Annotated in this window: 9 protein-coding genes; 3 read left to right on the top strand and 6 right to left on the bottom strand. The window is 68.3% G+C overall.

Annotation, left to right across the window (positions count from 1 at the left end):
• Positions 1-11: 11 nt before the first annotated feature.
• Complete coding sequence (locus RQP53_RS16520) at positions 12-1910, bottom strand: HAD-IIIC family phosphatase (protein ID WP_315651773.1); 1899 nt, start codon at positions 1908-1910, stop codon at positions 12-14.
• 58 nt (positions 1911-1968) lie between these two features.
• A complete protein-coding gene (locus RQP53_RS16525; protein WP_315651774.1) occupies positions 1969-2205 on the bottom strand; it encodes an acyl carrier protein in 237 nt (78 codons plus the stop codon).
• A gap of 230 nt (positions 2206-2435) precedes the next feature.
• Here RQP53_RS16525 and RQP53_RS16530 point away from each other — a divergent pair, with 230 nt between their 5' ends.
• The 3 genes from RQP53_RS16530 to RQP53_RS16540 are packed head-to-tail and all read left to right on the top strand — an operon-like array spanning position 2436 to position 7267.
• Positions 2436-5177 (top strand): bifunctional diguanylate cyclase/phosphodiesterase, encoded by a 2742-nt coding sequence (locus RQP53_RS16530; protein WP_315651775.1) that lies wholly within the window; start codon positions 2436-2438, stop codon positions 5175-5177.
• A 32-nt stretch (positions 5178-5209) separates the two neighbouring features.
• Positions 5210-6490: a THUMP domain-containing class I SAM-dependent RNA methyltransferase gene (locus RQP53_RS16535; RefSeq protein WP_315651776.1), complete on the top strand. Its 1281-nt coding sequence runs from the start codon at positions 5210-5212 to the stop codon at positions 6488-6490.
• Positions 6491-6541: 51 nt separating this feature from the next.
• Complete coding sequence (locus RQP53_RS16540) at positions 6542-7267, top strand: GNAT family N-acetyltransferase (protein ID WP_315651777.1); 726 nt, start codon at positions 6542-6544, stop codon at positions 7265-7267.
• A 44-nt stretch (positions 7268-7311) separates the two neighbouring features.
• Here RQP53_RS16540 and RQP53_RS16545 read toward each other — a convergent pair whose 3' ends face one another.
• From RQP53_RS16545 to RQP53_RS16560, 4 genes are all read right to left on the bottom strand, one after another.
• Positions 7312-8037, bottom strand: a complete 726-nt coding sequence (locus RQP53_RS16545) for a 16S rRNA (uracil(1498)-N(3))-methyltransferase (RefSeq protein WP_315651778.1) — start codon at positions 8035-8037, stop codon at positions 7312-7314.
• 57 nt (positions 8038-8094) lie between these two features.
• A complete protein-coding gene (locus RQP53_RS16550; RefSeq protein ID WP_315651779.1) occupies positions 8095-8652 on the bottom strand; it encodes a hypothetical protein in 558 nt (185 codons plus the stop codon).
• A 122-nt stretch (positions 8653-8774) separates the two neighbouring features.
• The gene (locus RQP53_RS16555) at positions 8775-10448 is read right to left on the bottom strand and encodes a long-chain-fatty-acid--CoA ligase (protein WP_315651780.1); all 1674 of its coding nucleotides are present in this window, start codon (positions 10446-10448) and stop codon (positions 8775-8777) included.
• Between the two features lie 83 nt (positions 10449-10531).
• Positions 10532-12475, bottom strand: coding sequence for a sensor histidine kinase (locus RQP53_RS16560; protein ID WP_315651781.1), 1944 nt, complete (start codon positions 12473-12475; stop codon positions 10532-10534).
• Positions 12476-12483: the final 8 nt, after the last annotated feature.

A 12483-nucleotide genomic window follows, 5' to 3' on the forward strand; every position in this document is an offset into this window, starting at 1 on the left:
GCGCGGCGGCCTCAGTCCGCGGCCTTCGATGCGCTGGCCGGCCAGAGCACCTCGATCGGCTGCTCGACCGGCACATAAGCCTCGACGTCCAGCTGCCAGCGCTGCACCTCGCCCTCGGCCTCCAGCGGCGTGAAGCCAAGCCGCGGGTAGTGCTCGGCGACCATGCTGTTCTTCTCGGTCGGGATGTACTGGCCGATCAGCTGCCGGATGCCGCGTTGGGCTGCGCATTGCACCAGCACGTTCAGCACCTGGCGCTCCACGCCGCGGTTGAGCACGCGGCAGCTCATCAGCCAGCTGTCGATCAGCCAGGTCTGCGCGTCCTGCGGCTTGCAGATCACGACACTGATCATGCCGTTATCGCCAAAGCGGTCGAGCAGGCGGATCTGCAGGCCCAGCACCTGCGGGTCCTGTTCAAAGGCCTCGACCTCGGCCTCGCTGTAGCGCCGCGTGGTCAGATTGAATTGATTGGTCTTGTTGATCAGCTGGCTGATACGGGCGCGGCCGACGGCATCGAACTCGGCGACATGGGCGCGCATCTGCAGCGACTTCAGATAGCCCGCCAGATCGCTGCTGGCCCCGAGTTCGGCTGTGCGTGCCGCATTCGCCTGGTACTGCTCGGCACGCTGGCTGTCCTCGGCGGTGAATTGCAGCGCCTCGAAATAGCCGGCGGCCAGCAAGGTGCTGGCGAAGAATTCCGGCGCGCTGGGCAGCTCGGGCACGCCAACATCGGGCAGCTCCAGGCGCACCTGCTGGCGCTCGGCCGGGTTGTCGTCAAGAAAGACCAGCGCATCGACGCCGATGTTCAGCGTCTGCGCAATGGCGCGCAGATTGCTCGCCTTGTCCTTCCAGTTGGCCTGGAAGACGGCGATATGCGATTCGCGCAGCAGCATGTCCGGGTGCTCGCGAAAGACCTGGCGAGCCACCGCCTCATCGTTCTTCGACGATACCGCCAGCACGATGCCACGCTCGCGCAGCGCCAGCGCCGTTGCCTGCACCTGCAGATGGGCCTCGCCGACGGGATGCCCCTGGCCCAGCACGATGCCGGCCAGGCCGTCGTCGCCAATCACGCCCCCCCACAGCGTGTTGTCCAGGTCCAGCACCAGGCATTTCTTGGCCTTGCCCTTGGCCGCCATCAGCAGCCGCGCCAGATGCTCGGCATACAGAGGCACCATCGCATGGGCAAAGGCGAACTTGCCCACCGCCCATTGGGTTGGGTCGTGCCACTGCGCCAACCCGACCTGGGCGGCCAGCGCCGCCACATCGAAAAGCAGCTCCCCGGCGATGCGCCGGGCGCGCAGACGCTGGTTGAAGGCCTCGATCATCCAGCGCTGGCTGCCCGGCAACTGGCCGTCCAGGCTGCCAAACAGGCTGTCGGGCGGCGCCGCCAGCGTCTGCAACACGACGCTGCAGGCCTGCGTGGCCCGCAAGCCCGCGACCAGGCCCAGCAAGGTCTGCAGCGCTTGCTCGACCTGCTGCTCGGCCAGCTCGGCATTGCCCGGGCAGGACTGCCACTGGAAGGCTCGGTGGTCCAGCGCGAGCACGACGAACTCGTTGCCACGCTGTCGGGTCTGCGAGACAGGATCGAGCGACTCCTGGGTGAACTGGCCAAAGGCCGGCACATGCAGATTCAACAGCAGGTCATGGCGCAGCGCCGTGGCCGGCAGCGCCGAGGCGATCAGCTCGGTGCTGGCGTTGGACAGCAGGCTGATGGCGATCGGCTTGGCGCCGCTGACGCGCTCGGACTCGCCCAGCAGGCGCGACAGCGAGTGCAACTGGGTCAGATTCAGCCGCGCCCGGGCCAGCTGGCGCAGCTTGGCCATTGGCCACTGCGCCGACGCACGCAGCTCGCGCAGCTCGGCACGAAACTCGGGGGCTGCTTCCGGCAACCAGAACAGGTCTTGCAGATTCATTGTTTTCTCGTTACGCGCCACCACGGCGGCGGCACCGGCAGACAGGCCGCGCTCAGTTTCAGCGGCTCTTGCGCTCGATCGCGGCGATCAGCTCGCCGATGTTCTTGATGGCGCCAATCTCGCTGGCCCCAAAGCGCAGGCCGAACTCCTGCTCGATCGCCAGGAACAGGCGCACATTGCCCATGCTGTCCCAGCCTTCGACGTCGGCCGCCGTCATCTCGTCAGACAGCTCAATTTCGTCGTTGTCGAACACATCACGCAGCAGGTCGGTCAGACGCGACGCAACAGCAGTCATTACAAACTCCTCAAATGGGGGCCAAACAGCGCGTTCCGCGAGTGATGCGGCGGATGCGGGGCACACAAAGGCGCGAGGATAGCGCCTTTGTGCGGCGGTGCTGACTGCGCTGGCGAGCGCCCCCCTCAAGTCGGCGGACCGGCTTGACGCCGAAGACGGCTTGACGCAAATCAACCGCCACAACGCCCCCGCTTGCTATCGTGGCGTCCTTGCCTGCCACGGGCATGCGCATGTCCCCGCCCGATCACGATTCTTCCGCTCACCGCCGGTCCCGGCCCTGGCTCTGGCTGCTGCTGGCGCTGGCCGTCGGCTGGGCGGCCGCCTGGACCTGGCTGAGCAGCGAGCGCGAGGCCCTGCGCCGGCACGAAGGCGAAAAGCTGGCCGCGCTGGTGCAGACGCTGGACGCCATCGTCGGCCAGCAGATGATTGCGATCCAGGGCGCGCTGCAGACGGTGGAGGCCCAGCGCCCCGGCTGGCGCCAGCCGCAGCAGCAGGGCGAGGCGATGCTGCGGACGCTGGCGCGCGCCCTACCCGGCGTGCGCGCCCTGCTGGTGCTGGACACCCAGGGCCAGGTGCTGGCCAGCTCCGAACCCCGGCTCGTCGGCCTGGACATGAGCGAGCGGCCCTACTACACCACGCCCCGGCGGCGGCCGCAGCCGGGCCTGCTCTACGTGTCGCCGCCGTTTCGCAGCCTGCTGGACGAGCGCACGGTGACGCTCTCGCGCGCGCTCTTCGATGCCGAGCATCATTTCGCCGGCATCGTCGTGGCCGCTTTGAACCCGGCCTATTTCAGCCTGATGCTGGAGACGGCCCAGCCCTCGGCGCAGACCTGGAGCGCACTGGCCCACCAGGACGGCATGCTGTTTGCGCTGCTGCCGCATGACGCCGACTGGATGTCGCGCAATCTGCTGGCCACGCCGGGCTCCATCCTCGAACACCATCTGGCCTCTGGCCAGCCCGCCAGCCTGCAGCTGATGCCGGCCAAGCTGAGCCAGGACCTGCGCCTGGTGGCCGCGCGCACCGTGCAGCCGGCCGGCTTGCAGGCGGACCGCCAGCTGATCGTCGCCGTCGGCCGTTCGCTGCCCAGCGTCGAAGGCCCCTGGCAGCGCCAGCGCCTGAGCGTGGGGCTGGTCGGCGTGGCGCTGAGCCTGTTCGCTGCGGTGGCGCTGACCTTGTGGCAGCGCCGCCAGCGGCTGATCGAGCGGCTGCGCCGGCAGCAGCTGCGCAGCGAACGCCAGGCCGCGGCGCAGCTGAAGGCGCAGGCGCAGCACACCCAGGCGATCCTTGACCACATGGTCGATGGCGTGATCACCATCGACGCCCGCGGTCGCATCGATTCGATCAACCCGGCTGCCTGCCGGATGTTCGGCTACGCCGCCGCCGAGCTGCTGAACCAGGACGTCAGCCTGCTGATGCCACAGGGCGACGCCGCCCGGCATGACCAGTACGTCAGCGACTACCTGCGCAGCGGCGCGGCACGCATCATCGGCGTCGGCCGCGATGTCGACGGCCGGCGCAAGGACGGTCAGATCTTCCCGATGAGTCTGGCCGTGTCGCGCATCGATCGCGAGGGCGAACCGCTGTTCATCGGCTTGACCCGCGACATCACCGAGCGCAAGCGCGCCGAGGCAGCCATCGAGCAGCTGGCCTTCTACGACCCGCTGACCGGCCTGCCCAACCGCCGCCTGCTGCTGGACCGGCTCAACCAGGCGCTGGCCAGCAGCCGCCGCAACGGCCGCCATGGTGCACTGCTGTTCATCGATCTGGACAACTTCAAGTCGCTCAACGACACCATGGGCCATGGCATGGGTGACCGCATGCTGCAGGCCGTCGCCCAGCGCCTGCGCGCCGCGCTGCGCAGCGAGGACACGGTGGCGCGCTGGGGCGGCGACGAGTTCGTCGTGCTGCTGCAAGACCTCGGCCAGGAGCGCCAGCGCGCCCATCTGCATGCCGAGGCCGCCGCCGAGAAGCTGCTGCGCGTGCTCGGCCAGCCCTATCTGATCGACCAGCACAACCACCACAGCACGCCCAGCATCGGCATCGTCGTGTGGAACGACGCCAGCGGCGGCAGCGAGGAACTGCTCAAGCACGCCGATCACGCGATGTACGAGGCCAAGTCGGCCGGCCGCAACCGGCTGGCCTTCTTCGATCCGATCAGCCAGGCGGCGATGGCCGAGCTGATCTCGCTGGAAGCCGATCTGCGCCAGGCGGTCAACTACCAGCAGTTCGAGCTCTACTACCAGGCCCAGGTCAGCGCCGATGGCCGTCTGCTCGGCGCCGAGGCACTGCTGCGCTGGCCGCATCCCAGCCGCGGCTTCGTCTCGCCGGCCCAGTTCATCCCGCTGGCCGAACAGACCGGCACCATCAACCAGATCGGCGAATGGGTGCTGCAGCAGGCCTGCGCCCAGCTCAATGCCTGGGCCCATGAACCGGCCACCGCGGGCCTGAGCCTGGCCGTCAATCTGAGCGCCCACCAGTTCCGCCAGAAGGGCTTTCTCAGCCTGATGCAGCAGCTGCTGGCACGCACCGGCGTGCCCACCGAGCTGCTCAAGCTGGAGCTGACCGAAAGCGCGCTGGTCGACGATGTTGAATCGGTAATCGGTCTGATGGGCGAGCTGCGCCGGCTGGGCCTGCGCTTCTCGCTCGATGACTTCGGCACCGGCTATTCCTCGCTGGCCTATCTGAAGCGCCTGCCGCTCGACCAGCTGAAGATCGACCAGAGCTTTGTCCGCGATCTGGTCAGCGAGCCCAATGCCCGCGCGATTGCCCATGCGGTCATCCAACTGGGCGAGAGCTTGGGCCTGGCGGTCATCGCCGAGGGCGTCGAGACCGCCGAACAACGCGAGCTGCTGATCGGCCTGGGTTGCCATGCCTTCCAGGGCTATTTCCATGCCCGGCCGATGCCGGCCGCGGCCTTTGCCGAGCTGGCGCGACAGTGGCCCACCCGGGCGGCGGACAAGCTGGGACAATAGCCCCCTTCCCCTCGCTTTTGCCCTGCCCACCGATGTCGCGTCAAGAACTGCTGTACCTGTTTGTCTCCTGCCCCGGCGGCGTCGAGCCGCTGCTGGACGAGGAGCTGCGCCGCATCTGCCCCAAGCGCAAGATCGAGGCGCTGCGCGGCGGCTGCGCGCTGCAGGGCGCGGCCGAAGACGTGATGACGATCAACCTGGAGAGCCGCCTGGCGCAGCGCGTGCTGGTCGAGCTGATCGAAGGCCCCTACCGCCATGAGGACGACCTCTACGCGCTGGCCCGCCGGGTCGACTGGGAAGCCTGGATCACGCCGCGCCACACGATACGCGTCGACACCACGGCCAATCGCTCGCCGCTGAAGAGCCTGAACTTCGCCACGCTGCGCATCAAGGACGCGATCTGCGACGTGCTGCGCGAGTCGACCGGCGAACGCCCCAGCGTCGACACCCGCGAGCCCGATCTGCCGGTGGTGCTGCATGTCGGCGAGGAACGCGCGGCGCTCTACGTCGACACCTCGGGCGAGCCGCTGTTCAAGCGCGGTTGGCGGGTCGACAAGGGCGACGCGCCGCTGAAGGAAACCCTGGCCGCCGCCATGCTGGCCGCCGCCGGCTGGCGCGGCACGCCGGAGACCGGCGGTGCGCTGCACGACCCCTGCTGCGGCTCCGGCACGATTCCCATCGAGGCCGCCTTGATCGCCTGCGGCGCCGCGCCCGGCATCCTGCGGCGCTTCGCCTTCGAGCGCCAGCGCCCCTTCCAGACGCTGCAAAGCCGCTGGGCGGAGATGAAGCGCGAGGCCCAGGCCCGCGTCCATCCGCCCGCCGTGCCCATCTACGCCAGCGATGTGGCCTTCCGCATGGTCGACTTCGCCCGCCGCAATGCCGAGCGCGCCGGCGTCGCGCAGTACATCCAGTTCAACGGCGGCGATGCGCTGGAGCGCCCGGCGCCCAAGCTGGCCGAGGGCCTGCCCGGCACCATCATGATGAACCCGCCCTATGGCGAACGGATCGAGGTGCGCGGCAAGGCCGGCGCCAGCCAGTTCATGAGCCGCGACGCCAGCGGCTCGGAACAGCGCGACGCCGCGGACGACTTCTTCCCGCGCCTGGCCGCGCACTGGAAGCGCGCCTACACCGAGAACCCGGCCGGCTGGACCGCCTGGCTGCTCTGCCCCGAGATGAAGCTGCCGACCAAGATGCGGCTGAAGGAATCACGCCGCGTGCCGATGTGGAACGGCCCGATCGAATGCCGGCTGTTCCGCTTCGACCTGATCAAGGGCTCGGCGCGTACGCCGCGCGACGACAAGCCCAGCGCTGAGTAAAAAGCGACCCAGCATCAATAACACGCCAAGACGTGGCCTGAAGGACCCTCGATGTTGCCGTCCGTCGTTCAACGCTATTGGGACAGCCAGCTGAGCGGCGACAAGCTGTTGGCCGACTCCGCCACGCTGCGCCTGGCCCTCAGCCACACGCTGCCCGAGAACCGCCGGCTGATCCTGCTGAGTGGCATCGACGGCCGCTGCCGCGTGGTGCTCGATCAGGCCCTGGCCAGCGCGCTGGGCGACGACCTCGCCAGCTGCCGCAGCGAAGCGGACCTGCGCGCCCGACTCCAGGCCTTGGGGCTGCAGCTGCATGGCGCCGACCAGCTCTTCTACTGGCCCGAAGCGGCCCGCGAGGCATTGCGCCTGAGCGCCGCCAGCGCGGCGCAGTCCGGCATTCGCCAGCTCAGCGAGGCCGACAGCGACGCCTTTGCCGATTTCCAGGCAGAAGCCTCGGACGAGGACCTCGATGCCGCCTTTGTCGAGCTTGATCACAGGGCCGTGTTTGGCGCCTTCGACGATCAAGGCCGGCTGCGCTGCGCCGCCAGCGCCTACAGCTGGGACGATGCGCCGTTGGCCGACCTCGGCGTGCTCAGCCTGCCCGCCGCGCGCGGCCGTGGCCTGGCCCGCAGCGTGCTGCGCGCCCTGGCCGCCCATGCCTGGGAACAAGGCCTGGTGCCGCAATACCGCTGCCAGCTGGACAACGCCGCCTCGCTGGCCCTGGCCCGGGCTGCCGGCCTGCAGGCCTACGGGCAATGGGACGTGCTCGAGGCGGAGTGAAACCGCGCGCAGCGGCCAGGCTGCGCCTGCCGCCGCCTTGAGCCTCAGCTCAAGGCCAAGCAAGCCAGCACAGCCAGCGGCGCCGTATCGGCACGCAGGATGCGCGGGCCGAGCTGCGCGGCCAGAAAGCCCTGTCCACGCGCCGCCTGTTCCTCGGCCGGGCTCAAGCCCCCCTCGGGGCCGCTGAGCACCAGGGTTTGTGTGGCTTCAACCGCAGCCAGCTGCTGCAGCGGCTGGGCGGCCGTGGGGCTGAGCAGCCAGCGGCGCTGGCCGGCGCCCAGCGGTGGCAACGCGGCCAACCAAGCAGCCAGCGTCTGCACCGGGGCAATGGTTGGCACGACGCTGCGACCGCTTTGCTCGCAGGCGGCCACCGCCACGCCCTGCCAGTGCGCCTGTTTTTTCTCGGCCCGCTCGCCGGCCAGGCGCAGCACCGAGCGCTCGCTCATCAAGGGCTGGATGGCCGCCACGCCCAGCTCGGTGGCCTTCTCGACCAGCCCGTCCATGCGGTCATTGGCCGGCATGGCCAGGGCCAGGGTCACCTGCTGAGCCAGCTCACGTTGGACGATCTGGCGCGCATGCAGCTGCACGCGCACCTCGCTGCGGCCCATGGCCAGCACCTCGGCCTGCCAGTCGGCGCCGCTGCCGTCGAACAGCGTGATGGCGCTGCCTGGCTGCAGGCGCAAGACCTGGACATGGCGGGCCGCCGCCGGCGGCAGGCTCAGTTCACCGCTGGCATGCAGCGGGCAATCAACAAAGAAACGCGGGGGCATGGCAAGAACTCCTGGGGCAACAGTGTGCCAGCAGTCCCAGCGCTCAGACAGTCCTCGTCAAGCCTTGATGCCCATCGCGCGCTGCACCTGGCGCGCCAGCTCGTCGCCCTGGGCCTCGCGAACCATCTCGACGAAGCGCAGCGCATAGGCCTGCAGCTCGGCCAGACTGCCGCAGCGCTCGACCTCCAGCACCACCTTGTAGCCCTTGATCAGGCCCAGGTACTGCTTGGCGTGGCGGGTCAGGTAGGCATAGAGCTCGGCATAGTCGAGCTGCGGCGCCGAGCCGGCGCCAGCGCCAGCGCCTTCCGTGCTCGTGACAGGGGTAGGCGCGGCCGCTGCAGCGACGGTCGTGAAAACCGACGACGATGCTGCCACCGCGGCAGGCGCCGGCACCGGCACGGCAGCAATGCCACCATGCAGCGAGATCAGCCCATGCTGGAACAGCAGCGCGAAATCAGCCTCGCTGGCGCCTTGCACCAGACCCAGCCATTCACGCGCGGTCTTGCCGGCATCGATCACCAGCAAGAGGTTGCGCGCCACGCGCGAGGACACCAGCGCGCGCGACTTGATTTCGGCGCGCCCGGCATCGGTCTTTTGATATCGCTGATCCAACACTGCAAAAAATCCCTCTTGCCCACAGGACGGCAGGGCGCAGCGCAGCTGCGGCGCGGCCGTGCACCGGGGCTCAATTTACGCTGCTCTGTGCCGGCGCGCTTGAGCAAGTTGTTGCAGCTTTGTTATTTCTTGTCGCGCAATTCACGGCGCAGGATTTTTCCGACCGGGGTCTTGGGCAGCTCGTCGCGGAACTCGACGATCTTGGGCCGCTTGTAGCCGGTCAGATTGGCCTCGCAATAGGCGCGCACATCGGCTTCGGTCAGCGCCGGGTTCTTCTTGACGATGACGACCTTGACGGCCTCGCCGGCCTTGTCGTCGGGCACACCGACGGCCGCCGCTTCGAGCACGCCGTCCATCTGCGTGAGCACATCCTCGACCTCGTTCGGATAGACGTTGAAGCCGCTGACCAGAATCATGTCCTTCTTGCGGTCGACGATCTTGAAGTAGCCGCGCTCATCGACGATGCCGACATCGCCGGTGCGGAAGAAGCCATCGGCCGTCATCACCTTGGCAGTTTCGTCGGGCCGCTGCCAGTAGCCGGCCATCACCTGCGGGCCCTTGATGGCAATCTCGCCGGCCACGCCCATGGGCACTTCCTGGCCTTCATCATCCAGCAGCTTCAGCTCGGTGCTGGACATCGGCAGACCGATGGTGCCGCTGTAGGCGGTGCTGTCGGTCGGGTTGCAGGTGGCCACCGGCGAAGTTTCCGACAGGCCATAGCCCTCGACGATGGGGCAGCCGGTCTTCTCCAGCCAGAGCTTGGCCGTGGCCTGCTGCACCGCCATGCCTCCGCCCACCGAGATGACCAGATGACTCCAGTCGACGCTGCTGAACTCCTTGTGATTGGCCATGGCCATGAACAAGGTGTTGACCGCCGGCAGGCTGTGGAAGCGGTGCTGGGCCAGCTCCTTGAACACGCCGGGCAGATCGCGCGGATTGGGAATCAGCACATTGCAGCCGCCCATGTGCATGGACAGCATCATGTTCGTGGTGAAGCCGAAGATGTGATAGAGCGGCAGCGCGCAGATCGACACCACCTGCTCGCCGGCCGGCACCTTCTTCAGGGCCGGCTGGTACCAGGCCTCGGCCTGCATCACATTGGCGACCAGATTGCGATGCAATAGCACCGCGCCCTTGCTGACGCCCGTCGTGCCGCCGGTGTACTGCAGCACGGCGATATCGCTAGGCGCAACCTTGGGCGCCTTGTAGCTCATGCCGCGGCCGCGGCTCAGTGCCTCGTTGAAGCGCACAGCACCAGGCAGCTCGAAGGCCGGCACCAGCTTCTTGACCTTGCGCACCACATAGTTGACCAGCAGGCCCTTGGGGAAGCCCAACATATCGCCCATCGAGGCCAGCACCACATGCTTGGTCGGCACCTGGCCAATGACCTGCTGCAGCGTGGCCGCGAAGTTCTCGATGATGACGATGGCGCGTGCGCCAGCGTCCTTCAGCTGATGCTCCAGCTCACGCGGGGTATAGAGCGGATTGACGTTGACGACCACATAGCCGGCACGCAGCACCGCCGCCACGGCGACCGGGTACTGCGGCACATTGGGCATCATCAGCGCGATGCGATCGCCCTTGTCCAGGCCCAGGCTCTGGAAGTAGGCGGCCAGGGCCCGCGACGCTTCATCGATCTGCGCGAAGCTGATCGAGCGGCCCATGATCTTGTAGGCCGGACGCTGAGGAAACTTCTTGAACGCTGAATCCATCAGATCGACCAGCGACGGATATTGATCCGCGTTGATCTCGGCGGGCACGCCGGCGGGATAGTTCTTCAGCCAGATTTTCTCCATGATGTCTCCAATGCGCTGCTCCCATTCTCCCCGACGCCGACGGGGCCAGCATCAGGGGATTCGATAGCGATCGACAAGCGCTTCTAGAGAGGGCTCTCCAGGCCCTCCGGTGCTACGGCCTGCGCCTGCAGCGGCAGCAGCAAATGCAGCTCGGTGCCACCATCCTCGCCGCGGCACCAGCTGATGCTCGCGCCCAGGCGCTCGGCGCGTTTGCGCATATTGCGCAAGCCCTGACCCTCGCTGCCGGATGCGGGCAGGCCCTGGCCGTTATCGGCAATCGTCAAGCGCACGGCACGGCCGTCGGCTTCGCAGCGGGTCGCCACACGCACCCGGCTGGCCTTGGCGTGGCGCAGCACATTGCTCAGCGCTTCCTGCACGATGCGCACCAGTTCGCGGCCCTGCGCGCCGAGCAAGCAGGGCAGCAGCGGCGTGTCGCCCACCTGCCAGTCCAGTTGCAGGCCAGCCGCCACCAGGCGCGGGCCGATGCGATGGCGGATATTGGCCAGCAACAAGCTCAGATCGCCATCATCTACCGAGAGTGCATCGACACTGAGCCGCATCTCGTCGATGCAGTCGTCCAGCACCGTGGCCATGGCCACGGCGTCCAGGCCCTGGGCCACGCTCAGCCGTGCCATCAAGAGCTGCGATCCCAGGCCATCATGCATTTCCTGCAGCAGACGCTCGCGCGCCTCGGCCGCATTGCGCAGCTGCTCGCTGCGCTGCAGCTCGGCAAAGCGCCGCTCCAGCTCGGCCGTGCGTTGTGCCAGCGCCAGCTCCAGCTGCTCGCGGGCCTGCGCCTGTGCGCGCAGCGAAAACACAAAGCGCCGCTGCAACACCCAGGCGGCCATCACGATCAGCGCGGCATAACCCGCCACATTCACGTCCATCACCGCAACCCGCTTGGCGTCGACCAGCACAAAGTAGCTGACGTAGCACCAGGCCAGCACGGCCAGACCGACCGCGCAGGCACCGACGCCATTGACACAGCGCGCCCGCCGCCAGGCCGCGTAGATGGCCAGGCCCCAGGCCGTCAGCAGCACGATGGCGCGGCTGCCCAAGGCCCACCAGGGCCAGGGCTGGTCAAAATCGGTCCAGGCCAGGCCGCGCTGGGCGGCAATCAGATCGATGGGCAAGGCCAACACGGCAAAGCCCAGCGCCAGCCGCTGCGGCCACAGATGGCGCCAGCCCAGCAACTTGGCGACCAGAAAGAGCATCAGCGCCTTGGCGATCACATCGGCGGCGTCGAGCAGCATGCGCCACCAGGGGGCCGGCAGCGGCGCCGTGCCAAACAGATAGGGCGAGAGCAGCAGTGCGGCCAGGAGGCAGTAGATGCCGGTCACGCCGTTCAGCCATTCCTGGCGCAGCGCCAGCCACAGCAGCAGCATGAAGATGCCCAGCACCGCGCCGCTGATCGCCGTCAGCGCCCGCGCCGCCTGCCAGAGCCGGCGGCCGTCGTGCAGCTTGCGCATGCTGCTGCCCGGCCCCATGAGCACCGCCGACAGCGTGGCGCCCTCGAAGCTCGGCGGCGCCAGCCGCAGCGCCAGGCGGTGCGGCCCGGCACCGAGCAGGGCCGGCGGCACATTGACCAGCACATCGCTGCTGCCCAGCAAGAGGCCGCGTTGCAGCATGTCGGTGTCGTCGCCGGTACTGGCCTGGGCCAGCAGCTGGCCATCGAGAAAGATGCTGACGCTGGGCCGGTGCTGCAGGCTGATCAGAAAGGGCTCGCTGGCCGCCGCCTTGAGGCTGAAATCGAGCAGGTACCAGCTCGGGCCGCTGAGCTCATCGGCATCCAGGCCCAGGGGCAGCGCCACCGCGCTGGCGGCGGCACCGTCAGGCGGCAGGCTCATCGCACCGAGCACCTGCCGCGCACTGGCCAGACGCAGCACATCGGCCGGCGCCGCCGTGCTGAAGCGCTGCGACAGCCCATGCACCGCAAGCAGCAGCAGCCACGGCCCCAGCAGCGCCAGCAGAAACTGCCGCCAGCGCAGCCAGCGTGGCAGCACGGGACTGGCGGCGGCAGCGCTCATCGCGAGAC

The organism is Roseateles aquae (genome assembly GCF_032337115.1).
GTDB lineage: Bacteria > Pseudomonadota > Gammaproteobacteria > Burkholderiales > Burkholderiaceae_C > Roseateles_C > Roseateles_C aquae.

Excerpts from the sequence above, each read along its gene's own strand:
- RQP53_RS16555 (WP_315651780.1), bottom strand. The coding sequence starts at position 10,448 with ATGGAGAAAATCTGGCTGAAGAACTATCCCGCCGGCGTGCCCGCCGAG.
- RQP53_RS16530 (WP_315651775.1), top strand. The coding sequence starts at position 2,436 with ATGTCCCCGCCCGATCACGATTCTTCCGCTCACCGCCGGTCCCGGCCC.
- RQP53_RS16545 (WP_315651778.1), bottom strand. The coding sequence starts at position 8,037 with ATGCCCCCGCGTTTCTTTGTTGATTGCCCGCTGCATGCCAGCGGTGAA.
- RQP53_RS16525 (WP_315651774.1), bottom strand. The coding sequence starts at position 2,205 with ATGACTGCTGTTGCGTCGCGTCTGACCGACCTGCTGCGTGATGTGTTC.
- RQP53_RS16520 (WP_315651773.1), bottom strand. The coding sequence starts at position 1,910 with ATGAATCTGCAAGACCTGTTCTGGTTGCCGGAAGCAGCCCCCGAGTTT.
- RQP53_RS16560 (WP_315651781.1), bottom strand. The coding sequence starts at position 12,475 with ATGAGCGCTGCCGCCGCCAGTCCCGTGCTGCCACGCTGGCTGCGCTGG.
- RQP53_RS16540 (WP_315651777.1), top strand. The coding sequence starts at position 6,542 with ATGTTGCCGTCCGTCGTTCAACGCTATTGGGACAGCCAGCTGAGCGGC.
- RQP53_RS16535 (WP_315651776.1), top strand. The coding sequence starts at position 5,210 with ATGTCGCGTCAAGAACTGCTGTACCTGTTTGTCTCCTGCCCCGGCGGC.